Source organism: Pseudomonas sp. URMO17WK12:I11 (assembly GCF_007677725.1).
Classification (GTDB): Bacteria; Pseudomonadota; Gammaproteobacteria; order Pseudomonadales; family Pseudomonadaceae; genus Aquipseudomonas.
In genome coordinates this window covers 1-24,490 of the sequence record NZ_VEDF01000019.1, presented here as the reverse complement: position 1 = coordinate 24,490, position 24,490 = coordinate 1, and the positions used below count along the sequence as shown (strand labels likewise).

The 24,490-nt window shown below is 63.6% G+C and carries 23 protein-coding genes; 11 read left to right on the top strand and 12 right to left on the bottom strand.

Features of this window, described 5'->3' with window-relative positions:
- Positions 1–107: 107 nt before the first annotated feature.
- Positions 108–239 carry a hypothetical protein gene (locus FS665_RS23785; RefSeq protein ID WP_256675135.1) on the top strand — a complete coding sequence of 44 codons (132 nt, stop codon included), beginning with the start codon at positions 108–110 and terminating at the stop codon, positions 237–239.
- Positions 240–296: 57 nt separating this feature from the next.
- Here FS665_RS23785 and FS665_RS22765 read toward each other — a convergent pair whose 3' ends face one another.
- From FS665_RS22765 to FS665_RS22740, 6 genes are all read right to left on the bottom strand, one after another.
- Complete coding sequence (locus FS665_RS22765; protein ID WP_178108393.1) at positions 297–1,715, bottom strand: amino acid permease; 1,419 nt, start codon at positions 1,713–1,715, stop codon at positions 297–299.
- Positions 1,716–2,348: 633 nt separating this feature from the next.
- The gene (rluB, locus tag FS665_RS22760) at positions 2,349–3,416 is read right to left on the bottom strand and encodes a 23S rRNA pseudouridine(2605) synthase RluB (protein WP_145193555.1); all 1,068 of its coding nucleotides are present in this window, start codon (positions 3,414–3,416) and stop codon (positions 2,349–2,351) included.
- A 150-nt stretch (positions 3,417–3,566) separates the two neighbouring features.
- Positions 3,567–4,337 carry an SMC-Scp complex subunit ScpB gene (scpB, locus tag FS665_RS22755; protein WP_145193554.1) on the bottom strand — a complete coding sequence of 257 codons (771 nt, stop codon included), beginning with the start codon at positions 4,335–4,337 and terminating at the stop codon, positions 3,567–3,569.
- A complete protein-coding gene (locus tag FS665_RS22750) occupies positions 4,324–5,049 on the bottom strand; it encodes a ScpA family protein (RefSeq protein WP_178108394.1) in 726 nt (241 codons plus the stop codon). Before FS665_RS22750 ends, scpB begins: the two co-directional genes overlap by 14 nt.
- Positions 5,050–5,165: 116 nt before the next feature.
- Positions 5,166–5,795, bottom strand: a complete 630-nt coding sequence (locus FS665_RS22745; RefSeq protein ID WP_145193551.1) for an L-threonylcarbamoyladenylate synthase — start codon at positions 5,793–5,795, stop codon at positions 5,166–5,168.
- Between the two features lie 13 nt (positions 5,796–5,808).
- Entirely contained in the window at positions 5,809–6,669 is an 861-nt protein-coding gene (locus tag FS665_RS22740; RefSeq protein ID WP_145193549.1) for a PHP domain-containing protein, read from the bottom strand.
- 67 nt (positions 6,670–6,736) lie between these two features.
- Here FS665_RS22740 and FS665_RS22735 point away from each other — a divergent pair, with 67 nt between their 5' ends.
- The 5 genes from FS665_RS22735 to FS665_RS22715 all read left to right on the top strand — a co-directional run bounded on the left by FS665_RS22735 (position 6,737) and on the right by FS665_RS22715 (position 10,361).
- Positions 6,737–7,330: a septation protein A gene (locus FS665_RS22735; RefSeq protein WP_145193548.1), complete on the top strand. Its 594-nt coding sequence runs from the start codon at positions 6,737–6,739 to the stop codon at positions 7,328–7,330.
- A gap of 1 nt (position 7,331) precedes the next feature.
- Positions 7,332–7,631, top strand: a complete 300-nt coding sequence (locus tag FS665_RS22730; protein WP_114168351.1) for a YciI family protein — start codon at positions 7,332–7,334, stop codon at positions 7,629–7,631.
- Positions 7,632–7,761: 130 nt separating this feature from the next.
- Positions 7,762–8,439, top strand: coding sequence for a response regulator transcription factor (locus FS665_RS22725; RefSeq protein ID WP_145193546.1), 678 nt, complete (start codon positions 7,762–7,764; stop codon positions 8,437–8,439).
- A 104-nt stretch (positions 8,440–8,543) separates the two neighbouring features.
- Positions 8,544–8,960 (top strand): Spy/CpxP family protein refolding chaperone, encoded by a 417-nt coding sequence (locus tag FS665_RS22720; RefSeq protein ID WP_145193544.1) that lies wholly within the window; start codon positions 8,544–8,546, stop codon positions 8,958–8,960.
- 60 nt (positions 8,961–9,020) lie between these two features.
- Complete coding sequence (locus FS665_RS22715; RefSeq protein WP_145193542.1) at positions 9,021–10,361, top strand: cell wall metabolism sensor histidine kinase WalK; 1,341 nt, start codon at positions 9,021–9,023, stop codon at positions 10,359–10,361.
- Between the two features lie 29 nt (positions 10,362–10,390).
- Here FS665_RS22715 and FS665_RS22710 read toward each other — a convergent pair whose 3' ends face one another.
- Entirely contained in the window at positions 10,391–10,948 is a 558-nt protein-coding gene (locus tag FS665_RS22710; protein WP_145193540.1) for a nitroreductase family protein, read from the bottom strand.
- A gap of 230 nt (positions 10,949–11,178) precedes the next feature.
- On the opposite strand from FS665_RS22710, the gene FS665_RS22705 reads away from it, so the two are divergent.
- Positions 11,179–12,633: a TrkH family potassium uptake protein gene (locus FS665_RS22705; protein ID WP_145193538.1), complete on the top strand. Its 1,455-nt coding sequence runs from the start codon at positions 11,179–11,181 to the stop codon at positions 12,631–12,633.
- Here FS665_RS22705 and FS665_RS22700 read toward each other — a convergent pair.
- Positions 12,590–13,651, bottom strand: coding sequence for an AraC family transcriptional regulator (locus tag FS665_RS22700; protein ID WP_145193536.1), 1,062 nt, complete (start codon positions 13,649–13,651; stop codon positions 12,590–12,592). The genes FS665_RS22705 and FS665_RS22700 overlap by 44 nt on opposite strands.
- Before the next feature lie 153 nt (positions 13,652–13,804).
- On the opposite strand from FS665_RS22700, the gene FS665_RS22695 reads away from it, so the two are divergent.
- Entirely contained in the window at positions 13,805–14,116 is a 312-nt protein-coding gene (locus FS665_RS22695) for a DUF962 domain-containing protein (protein WP_145193534.1), read from the top strand.
- On the opposite strand, the gene FS665_RS22690 is transcribed toward FS665_RS22695, so the two are convergent.
- Positions 14,113–14,418 carry a SelT/SelW/SelH family protein gene (locus FS665_RS22690; RefSeq protein WP_145193532.1) on the bottom strand — a complete coding sequence of 102 codons (306 nt, stop codon included), beginning with the start codon at positions 14,416–14,418 and terminating at the stop codon, positions 14,113–14,115. The two genes, FS665_RS22695 and FS665_RS22690, sit on opposite strands and share 4 nt — an antisense overlap.
- A gap of 67 nt (positions 14,419–14,485) precedes the next feature.
- Here FS665_RS22690 and FS665_RS22685 point away from each other — a divergent pair, with 67 nt between their 5' ends.
- Entirely contained in the window at positions 14,486–16,672 is a 2,187-nt protein-coding gene (locus FS665_RS22685) for a patatin-like phospholipase family protein (protein ID WP_145193530.1), read from the top strand.
- 52 nt (positions 16,673–16,724) lie between these two features.
- Here the strand turns inward: FS665_RS22685 and FS665_RS22680 are convergent, their stop codons facing one another.
- On the bottom strand, positions 16,725–17,156 hold the full coding sequence (locus tag FS665_RS22680) for a MarR family transcriptional regulator (protein WP_145193528.1): 432 nt from the start codon (positions 17,154–17,156) through the stop codon (positions 16,725–16,727).
- Positions 17,157–17,295: 139 nt separating this feature from the next.
- Positions 17,296–19,440, bottom strand: coding sequence for a DNA helicase RecQ (recQ, locus tag FS665_RS22675; protein ID WP_145193526.1), 2,145 nt, complete (start codon positions 19,438–19,440; stop codon positions 17,296–17,298).
- 244 nt (positions 19,441–19,684) lie between these two features.
- Here recQ and FS665_RS22665 point away from each other — a divergent pair, with 244 nt between their 5' ends.
- The gene (locus FS665_RS22665) at positions 19,685–20,272 is read left to right on the top strand and encodes a YecA family protein (protein WP_145193524.1); all 588 of its coding nucleotides are present in this window, start codon (positions 19,685–19,687) and stop codon (positions 20,270–20,272) included.
- Between the two features lie 7 nt (positions 20,273–20,279).
- Positions 20,280–20,645 carry a YbaN family protein gene (locus FS665_RS22660; RefSeq protein ID WP_145193523.1) on the top strand — a complete coding sequence of 122 codons (366 nt, stop codon included), beginning with the start codon at positions 20,280–20,282 and terminating at the stop codon, positions 20,643–20,645.
- 41 nt (positions 20,646–20,686) lie between these two features.
- On the opposite strand, the gene FS665_RS22655 is transcribed toward FS665_RS22660, so the two are convergent.
- Positions 20,687–24,490, bottom strand: a 3,804-nt coding sequence (locus tag FS665_RS22655) for an Ig-like domain-containing protein (RefSeq protein ID WP_145193521.1), incomplete at its 5' end; no start/stop codon positions are given.

The window sequence follows — 24,490 nt, the reverse complement described above, 5'->3', positions numbered from 1 at the left end:
ACCTGTCACAGGCTTTACTGGCCTGAAATGAACGTAGGAGCGAGCGCTAGCTCGCGATGCGCCGCGCGGGCGGCGCTCGATTTTCGCCACAACACAGCAACAACGGCGTGCACCCGTTGCTCCGCCTCGAATTGCCTGCGCACACCCGTTCAGCCAGCCCCTTCAAGCAGTACCTGAACCGCGTGCCCAGCCAGTATTACCTTGAGCTGCTGAGCTCGGCACCGGCTGACAAGGGTTGAGATCTAAAAAGCCCGATGCCAGTCACCTGGCATCGGGCTTTTCGGTGCGCTTGGGGCTTACTTGGCTACGCTGCCGGGCGCGCCATTGACCAATGGCCGGCGTTTGCCCCTGAGCATGTAGATGAGCAGCGTGACCAGCAGCCAGACCGGAATCGCGTAGACCGAGATCTGGATGCCCGGGATCATCAACATGATGCCCAGAATCAACACCACGAACGCCAGCACCAGGTAATTGCCGTACGGGTACCACAGCGCCTTGAACAGCGGTTTTTGCCCAGTACGGTCCAAGTGCTGACGGAATTTCAGGTGCGAGTAGCTGATCATCGCCCAGTTGATCACCAGGGTTGCCACCACCAGCGACATCAGCAGCTCCAGCGCATCCTGCGGCATCAGGTAGTTCAGCAGCACCGCAATCAGCGTGACCGCCGCCGATACCAGGATCGCCCGCACCGGCACGCCGCGGCGGTCGACCTTGGCCAGCGACGCCGGGGCATCGCCCTGCTCGGCCATGCCCAGCAGCATCCGCGCATTGCAGTAGGTGCCGCTGTTGTAAACCGACAGCGCCGCAGTCAGGACCACGAAGTTCAACAGGTTGGCGGCCACATCGCTGCCCAGCAGCGAGAACACCTGGACGAACGGGCTGCTGCCATAGCTGCCACCGGAGGCGTCGATGCTGGCCACCAGGGTATCCCACGGTGTCAGCGACAGCAGCACGATCAGCGCGCCGACATAGAAGATCAGGATCCGGTAGATCACCTGGTTGATCGCCTTGGGGATCACGGTTCTAGGCTGGTCGGCCTCGGCAGCGGTGAAGCCGAGCATTTCCAGGCCGCCGAAGGAGAACATGATGAAGGCCAGCGCCATCACCAGACCACTGACGCCATGGGGGAAGAAGCCGCCATGGCTCCACAGGTTGCTGAGCGCCGCGTCAGGCCCACCCTTGCCGCTGGTCAGCAGGTAGGCGCCCAGGCCGATCATGCTGACGATGGCCACCACCTTGATGATGGCGAACCAGAATTCCGCTTCTCCGAAGAATTTCACGTTCATCAGGTTGATCGCGTTGATCAGCACGAAGAACCCTGCGGCGGTGACCCAGGTCGGGATCTCTGGCCACCAGTAGTGCACGTACTTGCCGACCGCCGACAACTCCGACATGCCGACCAGGATGTACAGTACCCAGCAGTTCCAACCGGACAGAAAGCCTGCGAAGCCGCCCCAGTAGCTGTGGGCGAAGTGGCTGAACGAGCCGGCCACCGGCTCCTCGACGATCATCTCGCCGAGCTGGCGCATGATCAGGAAGGCGATGAAGCCGCAGATGGCGTAGCCGAGGATCATCGACGGACCGGCGCTTTTCATCACCCCCGCCGAGCCCAGGAACAGGCCGGTGCCAATCGCGCCGCCCAGGGCGATCAACTGGATGTGGCGGTTCTTCAGGCCCCGCTTGAGCTCGCCTGCATGCATGTTTTGTCCACTCATGAACGAAGTCACCTGCATTGTTTTTATCTGTGACGGAATCGGACCCACCGCGCTCGTGGCGCAGCGGAATGAGCAAGGTGGTTACCTTGGGTTTCTTGCCGATGGGCGCCGCAGGGCGGATCAGCCGGGAAGGGGCAAGAGTGCGCGGTACGCAAGAGGGTCACAGGTAAAACGCGGCGCACTGTATACCCCTGCAAACGCGCAGGCGTCAACGCGTTGCATCGTTTCCTTGGGAAAAAAAGCAGCGTTCCTGTGGTGGTAGCCTGAAAAGGCGAGGTGATCGGCGTACATGGCGCCTCCATTTGTTGTTCTGTCAGCGCGCCTCTGCGGACGGGCTGTTGCACACGGCAATGCTGGCTATAACACCGTGCTAGAGGGGCTTGAGCAAGCGGGCGGACGCCCGGGGATAGCCTCTTGGCCGGCAGGCGCTGGCAAGCAGGCGTTACAGGCGTGCGAATATTCTGAAAGCTGAACGAATTCGCGACCTCTTCGTATAAATTTCTTTACAGAGCGGTCTGGAAACTTGCCAGTCGTCCGAAAATCTCGTTTTCACTCAATACGTTGCAGGCACCGAGCCCATGCACGGGCAAAAAAAACCAGCCCGAGGGCTGGTTCTTCTACGTACCCGGCCGATCAGCCGCGCGGTTTACCGCGACCGCGCCCGGCTGGCTTATCGCCTTCAGGCTTGGCAGGACGCTTGCGCATGTCGCTCGGGCGCTCGGCCACGGCGCTGCCGCGGCTGCCCTTGCGAGGCGCCTCTTCGCGCGGCTGACGCGCAGGGCGCTCGGCGCTCGCTGCACCCTCGGCGGCCGGGCGCAGGCTGCGCACGCGCTCGTTGCGCCCCATGGGCCGGGACGATTTGCGCTGCATGCGCTCCATCTTGTCCTTGGCCTTGAGGTTAAGCGTCGGCAAGGCAACGGGCTGCAAGCCCACCTCAGCGGCCAGGATGTCGATTTCACCCTGGGTCATCTCGCGCCAGCGGCCCATCGGCAAGTCAGAGTTGAGGAACACCGGGCCAAAGCGCACGCGCTTGAGGCGGCTGACCACCATGCCCTGGGATTCCCACAGCCGGCGCACCTCACGGTTGCGACCTTCCATCACCACGCAGTGGTACCAGTGGTTGAAGCCTTCGCCACCGGGCGCCTTCTGAATGTCGGTGAACTTGGCCGGGCCGTCTTCGAGCATCACGCCCTGTTTCAGGCGCTCGATCATCTCGTCATCGACTTCGCCGCGTACCCGTACGGCGTACTCGCGATCCATCTCGTAGGACGGATGCATCAGGCGGTTGGCCAGCTCGCCGTCGGTGGTGAACAGCAACAGACCGGTGGTGTTGATGTCCAGGCGACCGATGTTGATCCAGCGGCCTTCCTTCGGCCGCGGCAGGCGGTCGAACACGGTAGGACGACCTTCGGGGTCGTCACGGGTGCAGATCTCGCCGTCGGGCTTGTTGTACATGATCACGCGGCGGGTCGCCTCGGCGGCTTCTTCACGCTTGATCAGCTTGCCATCGACGGTGATGGCATCGTGCAGATCGACACGCAGGCCCAAGGTGGCCACGGCGCCGTTGACCTTGATGCGGCCTTGGCTGATCCAGGCTTCGACATCACGGCGCGAACCGACGCCGATACGCGCCAGGACTTTTTGCAGCTTTTCGCCGGATGGAGGGGTAATTTCGCTGTCTTGCAGGTCTTGCTCACTCATCTGGGCACCTCCCGGTGTAGGAATGAATACAGAGTTTCTGGCGGCGGATGCGCCAGAGGGCCGCGCATCATACGCGGTTAGTCGGCTGAACGCACTGCAGCGTAGAAGGTTTTCTGGCCACCTGGGCAAGATTCTGCTAAGCGGCGCGGTTCAGGGCGCGGTCTTGCCGTCTTCCTGTGCCGCAACCTCGGCTTGTTCGTCGCGCAGGTCGTCGAAGTCGGTCTTCAACCCTTCCTCCATCTGATCCAGCTCGACCAGCAAGGTGCGGAAGCTGGTCTGCTCCTTCGGTTCAGCATCGACTGGCTCATCGCCAAGACTTGCATCGGCCAACGCCTGCAGGTGAGCAGGAACGGGGGCGTCATCCGGGTCCAGCACGGGGGCAGGCTCCATCTCGCGCAGTTCGGCCAGGGCCGGCAGTTCATCCAGGCTCTTGAGGTTGAAGTGGTCGAGAAACGCCCGGGTGGTGGCAAACATTGCCGGGCGGCCAGGCACCTCACGGTAGCCGACCACGCGAATCCACTCGCGCTCGATCAAGGTCCTGATGATATTGCTGTTGACCGCTACACCACGCACGTCCTCGATCTCGCCACGGGTCACCGGCTGGCGGTAGGCAATCAGCGCCATGGTTTCCAGCAGTGCACGGGAATAGCGCTGCGGGCGCTCCTCCCAAAGCCGGCCCACCCACGGGGCGAAGCTTTCGCGGATCTGCAAGCGGTAGCCGCTGGCCACTTCCTTGAGCTCGAAGGCCCGACCGGTGCAGGATTTGCCCAACACCTCGAGGGCTTTCTTGAACACCTTGGGCTCGGGGCGCTCGGCCTCTTCGAACAATTCGTAGAGCCGTTCGAGGGTTTGCGGCTTGCCCGAGGCGAGGAGAAAGGCTTCGATCAGCGACGCCAGGTCGCGCGGTTCATTCAGGTTCATCAGGTTCTTCGACGGACTCGGGGCGCAGGCGCACGTGGATTGGCGCAAAGGGCTCATTCTGCACCAGTTCGACCAACGATTCCTTGACCAGCTCAAGAATGGCCATGAAGGTCACCACCACCCCGAGCTTGCCTTCGTCGGCTGCGAACAGAGCGACGAAGGGCATGAACGCGCCGCCTTTGAGGCGTTCCAGCACATCGCCCATGCGTTCACGGGTCGACAGGGTCTCGCGGGTGATCTGGTGGCTTTCGAACAGGTCGTTACGGCGCATGACCTCAGCCATGGAAACCAACAGCTCTTCCAGGCTGACCTGCGGCAGCAGCTTGCGCACCTTGGCCTGGGGCGCTTCCAGGCGCGGCACGATGATGTCGCGCCCCAGGCGCGGCAGCCCGTCGAGGTCCTCGGCGGCGGCCTTGAAGCGCTCGTACTCCTGCAGGCGGCGAATCAGCTCGGCACGCGGGTCGCCCTCCTCCTGCTCGACCTCGGCCGAACGCGGCAGCAGCATGCGCGACTTGATCTCGGCGAGCATGGCCGCCATCACCAGATACTCGGCGGCCAGTTCCAGGCGCACGCTTTTCATCAGCTCGACGTACCCCATGTACTGACGAGTGATTTCCGCCACCGGGATGTCGAGGATATCGATGTTCTGCTTGCGGATCAGGTACAACAGCAGGTCCAGCGGGCCTTCGAATGCTTCGAGAATGACCTCCAGGGCGTCCGGCGGGATATAAAGGTCGACCGGCATTTCGGTCAATGCTTCGCCGTACACCAGCGCCAACTGCAGCTGATCCGGCGCAGCCGCCGGCACCTGGGGAGCCTGCAGCGTGCTCACGCGTTGGCCATGAATGGCCGGGGATCACCACAACCTTCGCGGATCAGCTCGGGCTCATCACCGGACAAGTCGATGATGGTCGACGCCTTGAGATCACCAAAGCCGCCGTCGATCACCAGGTCGACGTGGTGCTCGAGCCGCTCGCGGATCTCATAGGGGTCGGTCATCGGTTCGCTGTCACCTGGCAGGATCAGGCTCACGCTCATCAACGGCTCGCCCAGTTCAGCCAGCAGGGCCAGGGTAATGGCATGGTCGGGCACGCGCAGGCCGATGGTGCGGCGCTTTTCGTGCAGCAGCAGGCGTGGCACCTCGCGGGTGCCGTTGAGGATGAAGGTGTACGGGCCAGGCACATGGGCCTTGAGCAGGCGGAAGGTGCCGGTATCGACCTTGGCGTACAGCCCCAACTGCGACATGTCGCAGCACATCAAGGTGAAATTGTGGGTCTTGTCCAAGCCGCGCAGACGGCGTACACGCTCGATCGCCGCCTTGTCGCCGATCTGGCAGCCCAGCGCGTAGGCCGAGTCGGTGGGGTACACCACCACGCCACCTTTGCGGATGATTTCCACCGCCTGACGGATCAGGCGCGGCTGGGGGTTCTCCGGATGAATCTGGAAAAATTGACTCACGAAGTCGTCCTGTTCAGAGCGCCATAGGTTGTTCATGGCTGAATCGACGCCACAGCGGTGGCAGGTCCTCGGGCAATGGCCGATAGGCACCGATTTCGCCCCAGGTGCCGGGGCCGTGGAAATCGCTGCCAGCACTTGCCAGCAGGCCGAACTCACGGGTGAGGATGGACATCGTGCCCACCTGCTCGGCTGGCATCATTCCGTTGACCACTTCAAGTGCCTGCCCGCCTGCTTGAATATAGTCGGCAATCAGCCGCCTGCGCTTGCTGCGGGTCAGATCGTAGTGCATCGGATGCGCCAGGCTTACCCAGGCGTTGGACTGGCGCAGCGTCGCGACAGTTTCCTCCAGGGTTGGCCAATGCAGCTTGACATCGCCCAGCTTGCCCGCGCCCAACCACTTGCGAAACGCCTCGCCACGGTCCTTGGCGTGGCCGGCGCGCACCAGAAACTCGGCAAAATGCGGCCGCGCCGGGGCATTGCCGCTGTCGCCCAGCGCCTGTTGCACGGCACGTGCGCCTTCGAGGGCGCCGGGCATGCCCTTGGCAGCCAACCGCTTGTCGATTTCTTCGGCGCGCAGCCAGCGGCCGCGGTGCAGCGTTTCCACTGCCTGCAGCAGCGGCGGCGCGTCGAGCGGGAAGTTGTAGCCCAGCACGTGGATGGTGGCGCCGCCCCAGGTACAGGACAGCTCGACCCCACTGATCCACTGCATGCCGCGCGCGCAGCACGCCTGGCGCGCCTCGGCAAGGCCCTCCAGGGTGTCATGGTCGGTCAGGGCCAGCGTCTGCACCCCATGCTCGTGAGCCCGGGCGACCAGGTCCGTGGGCGACAGGGCGCCGTCGGAGGCCGTGCTGTGACAGTGCAGATCAACATTCATGGAGGAGCGCTTTCGCTGGAATCGATGTTTGTTATTATGCCGTGACATCCCGATTCTGGCTGCCATTGTGAAACAATTCATCGATTTCATCCCGCTGCTGCTGTTCTTCATCGTCTACAAGCTCGACCCCCGCCCACTGGAGGTCGCCGGCCACAGCTTCGAGTTCGGTGGCATCTACAGCGCCACGGCGATGCTCATCGTCAGCTCGCTGGTGGTCTATGGCGCCCTGTTTCTGCGCCAGCGCAAGCTGGAAAAAGGCCAATGGCTGACCCTGATCGCCTGCCTGGTGTTCGGTGGCCTGACCCTGACCTTCCACAGCGAAACCTTCCTCAAGTGGAAGGCACCGGTGGTCAACTGGCTGTTCGCCCTGGCGTTCGCCGGCAGTCATTTCATCGGCGACCGGGTGCTGATCAAGCGCATCATGGGGCACGCCCTGACCCTGCCCGACACCATCTGGAACCGCCTGAACGTCGCCTGGATCGCGTTCTTCCTGTTCTGCGGCGCCGCCAACCTGTTCGTCGCCTTCACCTTCCAGGACTTCTGGGTCGACTTCAAGGTGTTCGGCAGCCTGGGCATGACCGTGATCTTCCTGGTGGCGCAGGGTGTCTACCTGTCGCGTCACCTGCATGATGACCCTTCCACCTCCAAACCCAAGGACTGACATGCTCTACGCCATCATCGCCAGTGACGTCGCCAATTCCCTGGAAAAGCGCCTGGCCGCGCGCCCTGCGCACATCGAGCGCCTGCAGCAGCTCAAGGCCGAAGGCCGCGTGGTGCTGGCCGGCCCGCACCCGGCCATCGACAGCAACGATCCGGGCGAGGCCGGCTTCAGCGGCAGCCTGATCGTCGCCGAGTTCGAGTCGCTCGCTGCCGCCCAGGCCTGGGCCGATGCCGACCCCTACATCGCGGCCGGCGTGTACGATCAAGTAGTGGTCAAGCCCTTCAAGCAAGTCCTGCCTTGAACCGCGCTCACGTCGCCTGTTGCCTGGGCGACGTGACCTGCCCTGCTCAAATTGCATCTCTGCCCTCAGTCTGCGGTATCTTTGCCACTGGCGAGCGCGTCAGACGCCGTCGATTTGAATTGAGTGAGTCATGAGCGAGCTGTTACTGATTGATGATGACCAGGAACTCTGCGAGCTGCTCGGCAGCTGGCTGACCCAGGAAGGGTTTGCGGTACGCGCCTGCCACGATGGCCAGAGCGCGCGCCAGGCCTTGGCTGAACAAGCCCCTGCAGCCGTGGTTCTGGATGTGATGCTGCCCGACGGCAGTGGCCTGGAGCTGCTCAAGCAGCTGCGCAGCGAGCATGCCGATCTGCCGGTACTGATGCTGTCGGCACGCGGGGAGCCCCTGGACCGCATCCTGGGCCTGGAGCTGGGCGCCGACGATTACCTGGCCAAGCCGTGCGATCCGCGCGAGCTCACCGCAAGGTTGCGCGCCGTGCTGCGCCGCAGCCATCCCACGGCGACCACCACCCAGTTGGAAATCGGCGACCTGGCGTTCAGTCCGGTGCGCGGCGTTGCCAGTATCGATGGCCGCGACATGAGCCTGACGCTGTCCGAAAGCCGTATCCTCGAAGCGCTGCTGCGCCAACCGGGCGAGCCGCTGGACAAGCAGGAGCTTGCGCAGATTGCCCTGGGCCGCAAGCTGACCCTGTACGACCGCAGCCTGGACATGCACGTCAGCAACCTGCGCAAGAAAATCGGCCCACACGCCGACGGCCGCGCACGCATCGTCGCCCTGCGCAGCCGCGGCTATTACTACAGCCTCTAGCGGCGCTCTTTACCCCGTCTTTACGTTGAGCTGACTGCGCTTGACCTTGATCTCCCTAAACTGGGCACATCCGGTAAGCACCGGCCCATGACAGGAGAGACACCATGCGCAAGACCCTTATCGCCCTGATGTTCGCCGCTGCCCTGCCAACCGTGGCCATGGCCATGCCTGATGGCGGCCCACGCCACGACGGCCCCCATCATCGCGGTGATGCCGCCTTTGCCCAGCTGGACCTGAGCCGCGAGCAGCGCCAACAGATCGGTAAACTGATGGGCGAGCAGATGAAAAACCGCCACCAGATCACCGAACGCTACCTGAACAAGCTGCCCGCAGCCGACCAGAAAGCCATGAAGGATGAGCTCAAGGCCAGCCACGACAAGACCGACAGCCAGGTTCGCGCGCTGCTCAAGCCTGAACAGCAAAAGCAGTTCGACGAACTGAAGAAAGAGCGCGAAGCGCGCAAAGCCGAATGGCAAGAGTTCCAGACCTGGAAAGCTGAAAAAGCTGCCAAGGCTCAGTAAGCTGTACCGCCAATGCCCGGCCCGCCTGCAAGCGGGCCGGGCTTTTACCGTTTACAGGAGGTGCTCTTGCGTTCACTGTTCTGGCGCATCCTGGCCAGTTTCTGGCTGGCCATCGCCCTGGTCGCCGGCCTGTCGATCCTGCTTGGCCACATGCTCAACCAGGATGCCTGGATTCTTAGCCGCCACCCGGGCCTGAACACCTTGGCCAGCCATTGGGTCGAGCATTATGAGCAAGAGGGCCGCGAATCCGCGCAAGCGTTCCTGGAGCGTCGCAAGCAGCGCTTCAAGATCGATGTGCAGGTGCTCGACGACAGCGGCGAAGCCGTGGTGCCGGGCACCTTTCCACGCCGTGCGGCCGCCTTCGAAGCGCGCCAGCACAACGACGAGCGCCGCCTGCCCTGGCGCCGCCTGACCGAGGAATATACCAGCCCCTACAGTGGCGAGACGTATCTGCTGATCTACCGCATCCCTCACCCGGAGCTTGACGCCTGGCACCGCGAAAGCCTGCTTTGGCCGCTGAGCGCCCTGGGTATCGCGCTGGTCGTGCTGACCTTGTTCAGCCTGCTGGTGACGCTGTCGATCACCCGGCCGCTGAGCCGCTTGCGCGGCGCCGTGCATGACCTTGGCCAGGCTACCTATCAGCAGAACAGCCTGGCGCGCCTGGCTGCTCGTCGTGACGAGTTCGGCGTCCTGGCGCAAGACTTCAACAAGATGGGTGCGCGCCTGCAAAGCCTGATCGGCAGCCAGCGCCAACTGCTGCGCGATGTATCCCACGAGCTGCGCTCACCCCTGGCGCGTCTGCGCATTGCCCTGGCCCTGGCCGAGCGCGCCGAGGCTGAACAGCGCACGGCACTGTGGCCGCGCCTGACCCGTGAATGCGATCGGCTCGAAGGCTTGATCAGTGAGATCCTGACCCTGGCGCGGGTCGATGCCGAACAGGCCCATCCCGAGCCAGTCGATCTCAATGCCTTGCTGGGCAGCGTGCGCAAGGATGCGCAGTTGAGCGCGCCTGAGCAGGACGTGCGCTTGCAGGCCCAGCCTGGATTGACCTTGCAGGGCTGGCCAACCCTGATCGAGCGGGCCGTGGACAACCTGGTGCGCAACGCCCTGCGCTTCAACCCGCTTGGCCAACCCATCGAAATCAGTGCCGAACGTGGATCGCAGCTGATCGTGGTGAGTGTGCGCGACCATGGCCCGGGCGTGGCGCCGGAACATCTAGCCCAGTTGGGCGAACCGTTCTTCCGCGCCCCCGGCCAGGATGCCGCCGGCCACGGCCTGGGCTTGGCGATTGCACGCAAGGCTGCCGAGCGCCACGGCGGCAGCCTGGAGTTGACCAACCACCCCCGTGGCGGCTTCGTGGCGCGACTGGAGCTGCCATTGAGCGTGGTGACAGGCAGTTGATCTGCACGGTCCTGTGAGGCAGAGGAGGACTACGCGCCCCAGGCGCTGACGAAATTGGCGGTCTGCAGCACCGGGGCGGTGCGCGGCTCGTTCAGTGGGGTGCCGACGTACAGGTAGCCGATCAGTTCCTCGTTCTCGGCCAAGCCCAGACCTCGATGCACATGCGCGTCGAACGCCATGTCGCCGGTGCGCCACACTGCACCGATACCCTGGGCGTGCGCGGCGATGAGGATGCCATGGGCGGCACATCCAGCGGCCAGTCGTTGTTCGGACTTGGGCACTTTGAAGTGATCGTGCAAGGTCGCGATCACCACGATCAGCAAAGGCGCGCGCAGCGGCATCGCCCGCGCCTTGTCCAATGCCGCCTGACTGGCATCGCCACGCTGCTGCAGCGCTTGGGCGAACAGTTCACCGAGTTTGTCGCGTCCCTGACCCTCGATGGTCAAGAAGCGCCACGGCCGCAGCTGGCCGTGATCCGGCGCGCGCAAGGCGGCCTGGAACAATGCTTCGCGCTGAGCGGCGTTAGGCGCAGGCTCGGTCAGGCGTGGCACGGATACACGGTTGAGCAATGCGTCGAGAGCCTCCATCGGCTACCCTCCTGGCAGATGAATGTAGCGGGCATTCTCAAGCGGCAAGGCCTCAGCTGCAAGCGTGAAGCTGCCACCGGCAAGAAAAAGCGGCGGCTTGGGCGCTGTTGCTTGCAGCTTGCCGCTTGCCGCTTGCAATGGGCCGCTCGGCCACGGGGTCGCCAGCCGCTTGCAGCCACCGGACCCATAGGTAGAATGGCGCCCTTCCGTTTCGAGTCAGAGCAGATTACATGGCGTTGCCGACCCTCAGGATCATCGCGTTCATCATCGGCATCTTCCTGATCACCCTGGCGGTCAGCATGGTCGTGCCCATGGCGACACTGGTGGTGTTCGAGCGCACCGGCGATTTGTCGTCCTTCCTCTGGTCGAGCGTGATCACCCTGGTCTCGGGCCTGGCCATGGTCCTGCAAGGGCGCCCCGAACACGTACACCTGCGGCCACGGGACATGTACCTGCTCACCGTCTGCAGTTGGGTGGTGGTGTGCATCTTCGCCGCCCTGCCCTTTCTGCTGACCCAGCACATCAGCTACACCGACGCCTTTTTCGAAAGCATGTCGGGCATCACCGCCACCGGGGCCACGGTGCTCAGCGGGCTGGACCACATGTCGCCGGGCATCCTGATGTGGCGTTCGATGCTGCACTGGCTCGGTGGTATCGGCTTCATCGCCATGGCCGTGGCGATCCTGCCGCTGCTGCGCATCGGTGGCATGCGCCTGTTCCAGACCGAGTCTTCGGACCGTTCGGAAAAGGTCATGCCACGCTCGCACATGGTCGCCAAGTCGATCGTCGGGGTATACGTCGGCTTCTCGATCCTCGGCGCGCTGGCGTTCTGGTGGGCCGGGATGCGCCCCTTCGATGCCATCAACCACGCCATGTCGGCGATTTCCACCGGTGGTTTCTCCACCTCTGACCAGTCACTGGCCAAGTGGGATATTCCGGCGGTGCACTGGGTTGCCGTGGTGGTGATGATTCTTGGCAGCATGCCGTTCACCTTGTATGTAGCGACCCTGCGCGGCAATCGCGGGGCGCTCATTCGCGATCAGCAGGTGCAGGGCCTGCTCGGTTTGCTGGCAGTGACCTGGTTGGTCCTGGGCACCTGGTACTGGTACACCACCAACCTGCATTGGCTCGACGCCTTGCGCCACGTCGCGCTGAACGTGACATCGGTAGTGACCACCACGGGCTTTGCGTTGGGCGACTACAGCCTGTGGGGCAACTTCTCGCTGATGCTGTTTTTCTACCTGGGCTTCATCGGCGGCTGCTCGGGCTCGACCGCAGGCGGCATCAAGATCTTCCGCTTTCAGGTTGCCTACATTCTGCTCAAGGCCAGCCTCAACCAGCTCATCCACCCGCGCGCGGTGATCAAGCAGAAGTACAACGGCCACCGTCTTGACGAAGAAATCGTCCGCTCGATTCTGACCTTCTCGTTCTTCTTCGCCATCACCATCTGCGTCATGGCGCTGCTGTTGTCGCTGCTGGGCGTGGACTGGATGACCGCCCTGACCGGCGCGGCCGGGACTGTTTCGGGGGTGGGGCCGGGCCTGGGCGAGGTGATTGGGCCCTCGGGCAATTACGCCACGCTGCCCGATGCCGCCAAGTGGATCCTGGCTGCCGGCATGCTGCTCGGCCGCCTGGAGATCATCACGGTGCTGGTGTTGTGTATGCCAGCGTTCTGGCGTCACTGACTTCGCTGGGCTCGGCGCCCAGGCGCGCTCGGTATTCGCTGGGGGTCACGTCGAACCAGCGGCGAAACGCCCGGTAGAAATTGCTCGGGTCGGCAAAACCCAGCAGGTAGGCGGTCTGTAGCAGCGTCATGCCTGGCTGCGCCAGGTACTGCTCGGCCAGCTCGCGGCGGGTGTCGTCGAGCAAGGTCTGGAAGCTCGTGCCCTCCTCCTGCAGGCGGCGCTGCAAGGTGCGCTGGGACAGGTGCAGCGCCTGGGCCAGGGTCTCGCGCTTGGGTTCGCCTTGCGGAAGGATCCGGCACAGCACCTGGCGTACCCGATGGGTGACGCGGCTTTCGGAAAAGCGCGCCAGGTATTCGCCGGCGAAGCGGTCATGCAGGATGGCCATGGCTTCATTGGCGGTGGGCAACGGCGCTTCCATGTCAGCCCGCTCGAACAGCAGCGCATCATGCGGCGCGCCGAACACCAGCGGCGAATGGAAGGCGATCTTGTAAGGCTCGATATCCTTCGGCTGCGGCCCCTGTACCAGTACCCGCCGCGGCTGCACAGGACGCCCGCTGAGCCACTTGCACAGCGCCAGCGCGCAGGCCAGCGACGCTTCGGCGCTGTGCCGCGTGGGCGGCAGGTGATCCCCATGCACGGTCAGAACCAGCGAGTAGCCTTCCGGGCCCAAGGTGAAACTCAGGTCGGAGCTTTCGGCGATGATGCGCTGATAACGCACCAGCCGCTCGAAACCCTCGGCCAGGGTGCGGCTGGACATCAGGGCATAGCCGACCACGTGGAACGACGCCGGGCGCACCACCCGCGCCATGTTCAGCCCGATGGCCTGATTGCCCGACAATTCCACTGCCAACTGCCACAGACGGGTCATGGCATCCTGCGGAAAGCGCGCGTCCGGGTCGTCCAGCGCGGCGAAGTCCAGGCCTAGCTGCTTGAACATGGCCGGACAATCGAGCCCTTCGAGCTCCAGCGCTTTGACGATTCCAGATGCCCAGCTGGCTGAGGTGGTTCTTTCACTCATGGCAGGCTTCTTCTGCGGACCGCATCATGCGGTGAACCCCAAGGATACTCAATTGGCGCCTATTGTCACTGGCCGGCCCCGCCAATGACTCTAGACTCGATTCAGGCTCCACGCCGTGTAGCCCGTCCAAAAGTGATAGTCCCGGAGCAGTCCATGAGCAGCAGCGTGCCGTTTCGCAGTTTCGCCGAGTTCTACCCGTATTACCTGGGCGAGCATATCAACCCCACCTGCCGCCGCCTGCACTTCGTGGGAACCAGCCTGGTCATCGCGCTGCTGGCCTATGCCATCGGCAGCGGGCATTGGCTGCTGCTGTTGGCGGTACCGTTGTGCGGCTACGGTTTTGCCTGGGTCGGGCATTTCTTCTTCGAGAAGAACCGCCCGGCTACCTTCAGCCATCCGTGGTACAGCCTGATCGGCGATTTCGCCATGTTCCGCGACATTCTGCTCGGCCGGATCAGCTTCTAGGATGTGCGCGGCGTCTGCTGTTCGCGCTCGTTGTGCCCCAGGTGGCGCTGCGGGTCGATCCGGTCCCGCACGCGCTGCTTGAGCACCTTGGCCTCCGGGAAACCGCCGTCGGCCTTGCGCTCCCAGATCTGCTCGGCGTTGCAGGTGATCCGGAACACACCGCCCGTGCCCGGCTCCAGGCTTACCCGGCGCAGGTCATCGGCAAAGGTACTGAGCAGTTCCTGGGCCAACCAGGCCGCCCGCAACAACCACTGGCACTGCGTGCAATAAGTAATGACGATTTCCGCTTTGTTCTCGGCCATGCTCGCGCTTCTCCTGTTGAGGTGCCGCTTATACTAGCGGTCTTTAGCCCGCGATTTGAGAACGCCGATGCGCCGCTTGCTGTTGAGTCTTGTGTTGATGTTCACCGCCCTGAGCGCGCTGGGCGCCGAAGTAGCGCGCCCGAAGATTGGCCTGGTGCTGTCGGGCGGCGCCGCTCGCGGGCTGGCGCATATCGGCGTGCTCAAGGCACTGGAGCAACAGGGCGTGCGCATCGATGCCATCGCCGGCACCAGCATGGGCGCGGTGGTGGGCGGACTCTATGCATCGGGCTACAGCGTTCAGGAGCTCGAACAACTGGCCACGACCCTGGATTGGCAGCAGGCGCTCTCGGATGCACCGCCGCGCAAGGACGTGCCGTTCCGGCGCAAGCAGGATGACCGCGATTTCCTGGTCAAGCAGAAGCTCAGCTTTCGCGATGACGGCAGCCTTGGCCTGCCCCTGGGCGTGATACAGGGCCAGAACCTGGCTCTGCTGCTGGAAAGCAAACTGGCCCATACCGCCGACACCCGCGATTTTGACCAGTTGCCGATTCCCTTTCGCGCCGTGGCCACCGACATCGCCAATGGCGAGAAGGTGGTGTTTCGCCGCGGCCACCTGCCCCAGGTGATCCGCGCGAGCATGTCGATCCCGGCGGTGTTCGCCCCGGTCGAGCTGGACGGTCGTCTGTTGGTCGATGGCGGCATGGTCGACAACATTCCGCTGGATGTAGCACGAGAGATGGGCGTGGACATCGCCATCGTGGTCGACATCGGCACACCACTGCGCGACCGCAAGCAATTGGCGACGGTGGTCGATGTGCTCAACCAGTCCATCACCTTGATGACCCGGCGCAATTCCGAAGAGCAGTTGGCCAGCCTGCACCGCGACGACATTCTCATCCAGCCACAACTGAGCGCCTTCGGCGTGACCGACTTCGGTCGCGCCCAGGACATGATCGACGCCGGCTACCGCGCCACGCGCGTGCTCGACACGCGCCTGGCCGAGCTGCGCCAGGCCGGCGACGATGCCGGCCTGGCCCTGGCCCGCTCGCCGCGCCAGCGCACCCCGGTGATCACCGCCATCAAGGTAGAGAACGACTCGAAGGTCAGTGACGATGTGATCCGCTATTACATACGCCAACCGATCGGCGAGCCGCTGGCACTGGACCGCCTGCAGACCGACATGGGCACCCTGTACGGCCTGGACTACTTCGACCGTGTGCAATACCGGGTGGTGCACAAGGGCGACGACCACACGCTGGTGATCAATGCACGCGGCAAACGCGGCGGCACCGATTACCTGCGCCTGGGCTTGAACCTGTCGGATGACCTGCGCGGTGACAGCGCTTTCAACCTGGGAGCCAGTTACCGCATGAACGGCATCAACAGCCTCGGCGCCGAGTGGCTGACCCGCGCGCAGATCGGTGACCAGCAAGAGCTGTACAGCGAGTTCTATCAGCCGCTGGACGTCGGCTCGCGCTACTTCGTCGCGCCGTACCTGGACCTGGGCTCACAGAACATCGAAGCGACGCTGGACAACGACCCGGTGGCCGAATACCGGCTCGAGCGCTATGGCTTCGGTTTGAACGTTGGCCGGCAGATCGGCACTTACGGCGAAGTGCGCCTGGGCGTGGGCAAGGCCTGGGGCCGAGCCCAGGTGCGCATCGGCGATCAGGACCTGCCGGACGTCAGCTTCCACGAGGGCTTCTATGAGCTCAAGTATTCCTTCGACACCCTCGACAATGTGTACTTCCCGCACAGCGGCGAAGACATCGGCCTGACCCTGCGCAAGTACGACAAGTCGCTGGATTCGGACGCCGAGTACCGGCAGTGGTTGCTGAACCTGGACAAGGCCATCAGCGTCGGCGCGAACACGTTCGTGCTCGGTGGCCGTTATGGCCGCACGCTGGACGATACCGAAGTGGTGACGTCGAGCTTCGTGCTGGGCGGCGCCCGTGAGTTGTCGGGCTTTCGCCAGGACTCGGTGTCAGGCCAGAACATCAGCCTGCTGCGGATGGTCTACTACCGGCGCCTGACGCCCAGGTCCTACCTACCGCTGGACTTCCCGCTGTACATCGGCGGCTCGCTGGAACGCGGCCGCGCCTGGAACAACGACAACGCCTTTGACAGCGGCTATATCAACGCCGCCAGCATTTTCCTGGGCCTGGAAACGCCCTTGGGCCCGCTGAACCTCACCTACGGCACCAACAGCGCCGACGAGCATGCCGTCTACCTCAACCTCGGCCATACGTTTTGAAGCGGCAAGAAAAGGCAGATCCGCTTTTGCTTTTAGCTCGCAGCTCGCAGCTTCACTCCAGGTTAGCGAGGATTTTGGCGTGCACGCGCATGCAGACTTCCAGATCAGCCTCGTCGACACCGGTGAACAGCTCCAGGCGCAGGGCGTTGGCGATTGTCTCGATTTGCTCGATCAGTGGCTTGGCCGGGGGGCAGAGCAGGATCTTTTTCGCCCGCCGGTCCTCCAGCACCGCCTGGCGACGTACCAGGCCCTGACTCTCCAGGCTGTCGAGCAGCCGCGCCAGGGTTGGCCCTTCGACGCCCACGCTCTGCGCCAGCTCGCGCTGAGTGGGCGCCTCTTCGAAACGCGCCAGGTGCAGCAACACCAGCCAACGCGCCTGGGACAGATTGAGTCCGGCCAGGCGGCGGTCCAATTCGGCACGCCAGCCGCGAGACATCTGCGCCAGCTGCATGCCGAAGCGGTGTTGGTTGTCGGTCAGGGGCATAAGCAACTCATTGACTAGAACTAATTATTAGTCAGCTAATCATGCTCTGGCCGATCAGGCAAGGTCGCCTGGCGCGCAAACACCAGGTTAGTCGCACGTTTGCATGACATGCATCAGCGAATGACGCAAATGCCGCCTGCTACAGCTCGAACTCAGCTGCCAGCGCCGCTCGGATGCAATACAGCACGCCTTCAGGCACACGAGCACCGAACAGTGGCGCAATTGCCGATACCGGGGGCAACTCACCCTCGCCATCGAGGAACGCGTCCTGGACCTCCATCATCAGGTCTTCCGGCAGATCGAGCGCCTGCTCCAGGCTCAGTTCCTGGCGGCCCAAGGCTTCGGCCAGCAAGCTGTAGACGTTTTTCTCGCTGCACTGCAGCTGGCCGGCGATCTGCGCCGGGGTCATGCCGGCGCGGGCCAGGCTGACCAGCTCGTGGCGCAAGTCGAGCACCATCTTCGGCGCCTCCTCGGTGCCGCCGCTGCTGTTGAGCACCTCGAGGAAGGCTTGGCCGTAGCGCTCCAGCTTGCGCGCGCCAACGCCGCTGACCTGGGCCATGTCGCTGAGACTGGCAGGCTGGCTGCGCAGCATCTCCAGCAAAGTGGAATCGGGGAAGATGACGTAAGGCGGCACGCTGTGCTCCTCGGCCAGCTTGCGCCGCAGGGTGCGCAGCGCTTCCCACAGTTCGCGCTCTTCGGCGCGCACCAGCTGACTGGCCGGGCTCCCGCCGCTGGACGACGCCTTGGCCACGGTTTGTGGTTTGAGATCGCGCCGCAGCTGCAGGTTGACTTCACCGCGCAGGAGCGGCCGGCAACTGTCGGACAGACGCAGGCCGCCATAGCCTTCCAAATCGATGTCGACCAGCCCACGGGCTACCAACTGGCGGAACAGCGAACGCCACTCGGCCTCGGCCAACCCTTTGCCAACACCGAACACCGAAAGCTTTTCGTGGCCGAAGTTGCGTACTTTCTCGGTGTCCTTGCCCAACAGCACGTCGATCAGATGGCCCACGCCATAACGCTGACCAGTCCGAAACACCGCCGACAGCGCCTGACGGGCCGGTTCGGTGGCGTCCCAGGTCTGCACCTGGTCGACGCAGTTGTCACAGTGCCCACAAGGCTGCTCGAGCACCTCGTCGAAGTAGGCCAGCAGCGCCTGGCGGCGGCAGCGGGTCTCCTCGCACAAGGCAAGCATGGCATCGAGCTTGTGCTGCTCTACGCGCTTATGGCGCTCGTCGCCTTCGGAGTTCTGCAGCATCTGCTTGAGCATCACCATGTCCTGCAGGCCGTAAGCCATCCACGCATCCGATGGCAGGCCGTCACGGCCGGCGCGGCCGGTTTCCTGGTAATACGCCTCGAGCGACTTGGGCAAATCCAGGTGGGCCACGAAGCGCACGTTGGGTTTGTCGATGCCCATGCCGAAGGCGATGGTGGCGACCATGATCAGCCCCTCTTCGTTGAGGAAGCGATGCTGGTTGGCAGAACGGGTCTCGGCCGGCAGCCCGGCGTGATAGGGCAACGCCGGAAAGCCCTGCTGACAGAGAAACGCGGCGGTTTCATCGACCTTCTTGCGCGACAGGCAGTAGACGATGCCGGCATTGCCGCGGCGCTCGCCGAGAAAGGCCATCAGCTGCTTGCGTGGCGCTTCCTTGGGCACGATGCGGTAGAAGATGTTAGGCCGGTCGAAACTTGAAAGAAAGCGCTCGGCGCCTTGCAGGTGCAGGCGCTGGACGATCTCTTCGCGGGTGCGCATGTCGGCAGTGGCGGTCAGGGCGATGCGCGGCACGTGGGGGAACAGCTCGGCCAACTGGCCCAGTTGCAGGTATTCGGGACGGAAGTCATGCCCCCACTGCGAGACACAGTGGGCCTCGTCGATGGCGAACAGCGAGATGTCGAGGTCGCGCAGGAAGTCCAGCATGCGCGGCTGCACCAGGCGCTCAGGGGCGAGGTAGAGCATCTTCACCTCGCCGCGGCGCAGGCGCCCGGCCAGATCGCGTTGCTGCTCGGCGCTCAGGGTCGAATTCAGCGCCGCCGCCGCCACGCCGAGTTCGTCCAGGGTGGCGACCTGATCGTCCATCAGGGCGATCAACGGCGATACCACCACCGTCAGGCCCGGACGCAGCAAGCCTGGGACCTGGAAACACAAGGACTTGCCGCCGCCGGTCGGCATCAGCACCAGGGCATCGCCGCCATTGGCCACGCATTCGATGATCGCTGCCTGGCGCCCGCGGAAACTGTCGTAACCGAAGATATCCTTGAGAACGCGCTGAGCCTGTTCGAGCATGTGCAACTCCACAAATCGCCGTACCATCCTGGACACAGGCTGGACGATAACTTCGCCCCGCACACGCCAAAAGCGTAAGCGGCTTTTGCCAAAGGGCCGGGAAACCCCACCCCTGGATGAAAACGGCGAAGTATACCGCAGTGGCGGCCCGCGCAGGACGCCCGGTGACAGACGTTCCCTTTGCCCCGCCGTCGCTGCAAGGTGCTAGAATTCGTTATCGTTTATTCCCCAAGGTAGCCCTGTAATGTCCTTCGCCGAGCAACTGACCCGCCTGCAAGCCTTCCTCGACGCCGACGAGCTGCACGAAGAAGCGCTGGACTACGTCGCCGCCCACGGCTACCTGACCGCGCTGTCGATCTGCTCCGAAGACGTTCCAGAGCGTGAATGGATCGACGCCCTGTTCGCCGAAGAACCGCACTATGCCAGCGAGGCCCAGCGCACCGAGATCGAGGCGACGCTGGTCGCACTCAAGGGCCATATCGCCCGCCAGCTGGCCAGCGACGAAGAATTCGACCTGCCTTGCGAGCTGGACCTGACCGACGAGCCTGACGACTCCGACCTGCGCGGCTGGTGCATCGGCTTCATGGAAGGCGTGTTCCTGCGCGAAGAGGCCTGGTTCGAAAACGCCGAAGAAGAAGTCAGCGAAATGCTGCTGCCGATCATGGTCGGTTCGGGCCTGTTCGACGAACAGCCAGAGTTCGCCGACATCGCCAGCAACGCCAACCTGCAGGATGACATGATCGTGCAGATCCCGGAGGCGCTGAGCGCGCTGTTCCTCCTGCTGCACGCGCCTGAGGAAAAGCCGGCCCTGCTCAAGCCACGCCATCACTGAGCCGGCCGTGCGCTACCTGCTGCTGGCCATCGGCTGGCTCAGTGTCGCGCTTGGGGTGCTGGGTATCTTCCTGCCGCTGTTGCCCACCACCCCCTTCCTGCTGCTGGCGGCGGCCTGCTTCGCGCGCAGCTCGCCGCGCTTTCATCATTGGCTGGTCAATCACCCCAGGCTCGGCCCGTGGATCACTGACTTTCTCAACGGTGAAGGCATCCCGCTCAAGGGCAAGGTCTACGCCATCGGCCTGATGTGGCTCAGCATCGGCGTGTCGTGCTATCTGGTGCCGTTGTTCTGGGCAAGGGCCTTCATGCTGACCAGCGCCTTGCTGGTGAGCCTGTACATCCTCAGGCAGAAGACCCTGCGCCGTCCTCGCTGAGCTCTTGGAGGCGTGGCTCACCCCCCTCGCCGCAGCATGGCTTACACGGTATCCACCTTCAGGGAATGGTCGTTGATCATGCCGTTGATGATCGTGGCCGTGTCCTGCCCCGCTGCGATCAACCCGCCCGCTCCTGCCGTGACCCCGTAATGCTGGGCCAGGTCGACACCGGCCAGGTCGATGGTCTGGGTCGGGGCGGCCCCTGCCACACTGCTCACCTCGATGGTCGAGATCACACCGTTGCCCACACCGCTGATCTTGAAGTGCAGGTAGTCATCCAGCGAGGCCGAGGTAGCGTTCTCGCCTTGCAGCAATTGCGACAGGTCCAGGTGATCGCTGCCAGGAGTGAAGTCGGTCACCGTGTCGTGGCCGCTGTCGCCTTTCTGCCAGACGAAGGTGTCGTTGCCGTTGCCCCCGGTCATGATGTCATTACCCGGACCGCCGATGATGATGTCGTTGCCATCACCGCCCATGAGCACATCGTTACCCAGCCCACCACTGAGCACGTTGTCGCCAGCGTTGCCGATCAAGGTATCGTTGTAGTCCGAACCGATCAGGTTCTCGATGCCTATCAGGGTATCGAGGCCCGCAGCGCCAGTGGCTTGCTGCCCGGTCAGGCTGAGATCGACGTGCACGGCGCCATTGGCCGAGGCATAGCTGGCGGTATCGACGCCGGCGCCGCCGTCGAGCAGGTCGTTGCCAAGCCCCCCAATCAGCAGATCGTTTCCGTTGCCGCCGTACAGGGTGTCATTGCCTGCAGCGCCGACCAGCACGTCGTTGCCATCGCCGCCGTCGAGCACCGTGTCGCTGGCGTTGGCCAGCAGCACGTCGTCGCTGGCGGTGCCAGTGAGGGTAGCGCCGGCCTGGTAGCTGATATCTGCGGCGCCGGTCGCACTGCCGCCATGGCCGTCGGTGAGCGAGTAGGTGGCCTGATGCACTTCGTTGACCGCGTTGCTGTAGTCGACCACCAGGCTCAATTTGTAATTTTCCGCAGCCTTGCTACCGCCCAGGGCATCCGCCTCGTTGACCACATGAATGCTGTACACACCGTCGTGGCTGGCGGTGAAGTTGCCGCCATCGGCAAGCGGCTGGTAAGCGCCATTGGCATCTTTCCAGGCCAGGCTGAGATTGCCCTCGGGACGGTCGTGGTCCAGGTGCAGCGTTTCACCTTTGCGCAGGCTGACGGTGATCACATCCTCGGCATTGGCATTGCCACTGTAGACCGTACCCAGGTAGCCCAACACCACCAGCGCCGCCGTCATGCTGCCAGCACTGGTGGTGAAGGCGCTGCGCTCCAGCACTTTGGCCTGGTTGCTGCGGCTGTTGGCAGTACCGTCGAAACTGATGTCCTTGATGGTGCTGCCAACGCTGAAGCCTGCGCCCTTGGCGGCGAAATCGGTGTTGAAGGTGATGGGCGCGGCGTTCAGGCGATCGTGGTCGGCGTCGCTGTCGTTGGCCAGCAGCACTTCGGACGCCACGGTGACACTGGCACCAGTGATGTTGGTGATCACATGATCGCTGCCGGCGACCGGAGCATGGTTGGCCGCCACCCGCACCACCAGGCTGGCGCTGCTGGTGTCGCCGTCGTTGTCACTGAGGGTGAAGCCGAAGCGCTCGGCCTGGCTGGCGTCGCTGGTCTTGGGTGGGGCATAGGTGTAGTCGCCGTTGTCCATAGCGACCATCAGGCTGCCGCCCAATTGGGTCTTGATGGTCAACGTGTTGCCGGTGGTGTCGAAGCTGGCGTGGTCGCCCCCACCGCTGACGCCATAGCCGCCCTGCCCGCCGTTGGCCTTCGGATCGAAGGTGTAGGTGGTACCGTCGACCAGCAACGCCTTGATGAAACCACCGTCGGCGCCGAAGGTGCCGCCGCTCAACAAGCTACCGGTGATGGGCGAGCCTTGGACGGTGCCCGAGAGCACATCCTGCAACTGAGCGAAGTCGGTGACGATGACCGACTGGGTGTCGGTATGGGTGCTGCCGTCGTACGCCAGCGGGTTGAGGTTGCCAGCGTTGATATCGCGCCCCAGACCGATGGCGTACGACTTGATGCCGTTGCTGTCGAGGAAGTTTTCCCAGCTGGTTTCTCGATCGCCGGTGATGGCGTGCCCGGCGGTAGGCTCGCCATCGGATAAGAAGTAGCTGACGTTCTGCGCACCGGCCAGTTTGCCGTTCTGCACGAAGGCGTTCTGCGCCGCGCTGGTGGCGCTGTCGTAGTAGGTCGAGCCGCCAGCTTTCAGGCCACTGACGATCGACTTGGCGACATCGATGCTGACCCAGTCGGGCGACTTGATCTGCGCGCCACTGCCGAAGGTGACGATCTGCACCTTGATGTCACCCATGTCATCGTACTTGTCGAGCACCGCGGCGATCGCCTGCTTGGCTGCTTCCAAGCGCGTCAGGCCCGGCACCCCGGAAGCGGCGGCCATGCTGCTGGAAACGTCGATGACCAGCAGGATGTTGGAATCCACCTGGCCCGGCGTGATGCTGCGCTCGGCGCACACCGCCGTCGGCACGTCGTCGACGATGCTGATGGCGATGTTGCTGGTAACGCTGTGACCCAACGAGTCGGTGGCTTTGTAGGCGAAATACTCGACGGCAGTATTGCCTCCAGGCGTACTCGCAGGCGAGGTCAGTGTGTAGGTGTAGCTGCCATCAGGGTTGACGCTGATCTGCCCATATTGGCCGACGGCATTACCGACCAGGCTGTAAGTGAGTGCGCCGATACCGCCGGATACCGAGCCTACTAGTGAACCGGAGGCCGTCTCACCAGTCGAGGTCGGATCGCTGCCGATCACGCTGCCGGCAGCCAGATCGTTGCCATCCTTGTGCAGGTCGAGGGCCTTTTCGAACACCGTGACATCGCGGTCGACACAGGCTTCCAGGCGCGGGTCATGCACGTTGATGGTCAGGGTCGTGGTGCTCTCGTCGCCATCGGCATCGCGAATGGTGTAGACGAAGGTATCCACCGCATCGCGAGGCGACACCACATCCGGGTTGGCTTGATAAACCGCATTGCCTTTTTCGTCGAGAATCAGGTAACCGTACTGGCCCTGCACCTGGGCGTTGAGCTGGCCGATGGCCGAGCTCGAGGTATCGCCACCGACGCGCACCCCCACCACGTAGTTGCCATCGGCCCGTACGTCGGCGCCAACCACATCGTTGTGCAGCACATTGCCGCGCACCTCATCGCCTTTGTACACACTGACGTAATCGCAGTGCGCCTGGGGCACGTCGTCGACGATGCTGATGACGATGGTGCTGGTGGCCGAATGGCCATGGGCGTCCTGGACCTGGTAGGTGAAGGACTCGGTCACCGTATTGGCGCCGTCATTGGCAGGAGTGGGCGAGTTGGCCGGCGAGGTCAGGGTATAGGTGTACCTACCATCGGCATTGAGTTGGAGCTGACCATACTGGCCGACGGCATTGCCCACCAGGGTGTAGGTCAGTGCACCCAGGCCACCGCTAACCAGGCCGGTGAGACTGCCAGAAGCCGTTTCCAACGGTGAGCTCGGGTCGCTACCGGTCACCGTGCCTGCCGCCAGATCATTACCGTCCTTGCTCAAGTCCAGCGCTTTTTCGAACACCGTGACCTGGCCATCCATGCACACTTCGATGCGCGGGTCATGCACGTTGATGGTCAGGGTCGTGGTGCTCTCGTCGCCGTCGGCATCGCGGATGGTGTAGACGAAGGTATCCACCGCATCGCGTGGCGATACCACATCCGGGTTGGAGTGGTAGACCGCGTTGCCCTTCTCGTCGATGGTCAGGTAACCGAACTGGCCCTGCACCTGGCTGTTGAGCTGGCCGATGGCCGAGCTCGAGGTGTCGCTGCCGGCGCGCACGCC

Bases quoted from the DNA above. Each gene is read 5' to 3' on its own strand.
- FS665_RS22690 (WP_145193532.1), bottom strand. From the start codon at position 14,418: ATGGCCGAGAACAAAGCGGAAATCGTCATTACTTATTGCACGCAGTGC.
- recQ (WP_145193526.1), bottom strand. From the start codon at position 19,440: ATGCTCGAACAGGCTCAGCGCGTTCTCAAGGATATCTTCGGTTACGAC.
- FS665_RS22725 (WP_145193546.1), top strand. From the start codon at position 7,762: ATGAGCGAGCTGTTACTGATTGATGATGACCAGGAACTCTGCGAGCTG.
- FS665_RS22665 (WP_145193524.1), top strand. From the start codon at position 19,685: ATGTCCTTCGCCGAGCAACTGACCCGCCTGCAAGCCTTCCTCGACGCC.
- FS665_RS22700 (WP_145193536.1), bottom strand. From the start codon at position 13,651: ATGAGTGAAAGAACCACCTCAGCCAGCTGGGCATCTGGAATCGTCAAA.
- FS665_RS22730 (WP_114168351.1), top strand. From the start codon at position 7,332: ATGCTCTACGCCATCATCGCCAGTGACGTCGCCAATTCCCTGGAAAAG.
- FS665_RS22720 (WP_145193544.1), top strand. From the start codon at position 8,544: ATGCGCAAGACCCTTATCGCCCTGATGTTCGCCGCTGCCCTGCCAACC.
- scpB (WP_145193554.1), bottom strand. From the start codon at position 4,337: ATGAACCTGAATGAACCGCGCGACCTGGCGTCGCTGATCGAAGCCTTT.
- FS665_RS22740 (WP_145193549.1), bottom strand. From the start codon at position 6,669: ATGAATGTTGATCTGCACTGTCACAGCACGGCCTCCGACGGCGCCCTG.
- FS665_RS22710 (WP_145193540.1), bottom strand. From the start codon at position 10,948: ATGGAGGCTCTCGACGCATTGCTCAACCGTGTATCCGTGCCACGCCTG.
- FS665_RS22695 (WP_145193534.1), top strand. From the start codon at position 13,805: ATGAGCAGCAGCGTGCCGTTTCGCAGTTTCGCCGAGTTCTACCCGTAT.
- rluB (WP_145193555.1), bottom strand. From the start codon at position 3,416: ATGAGTGAGCAAGACCTGCAAGACAGCGAAATTACCCCTCCATCCGGC.
- FS665_RS22685 (WP_145193530.1), top strand. From the start codon at position 14,486: ATGCGCCGCTTGCTGTTGAGTCTTGTGTTGATGTTCACCGCCCTGAGC.
- FS665_RS22765 (WP_178108393.1), bottom strand. From the start codon at position 1,715: ATGAGTGGACAAAACATGCATGCAGGCGAGCTCAAGCGGGGCCTGAAG.
- FS665_RS22680 (WP_145193528.1), bottom strand. From the start codon at position 17,156: ATGCCCCTGACCGACAACCAACACCGCTTCGGCATGCAGCTGGCGCAG.
- FS665_RS22705 (WP_145193538.1), top strand. From the start codon at position 11,179: ATGGCGTTGCCGACCCTCAGGATCATCGCGTTCATCATCGGCATCTTC.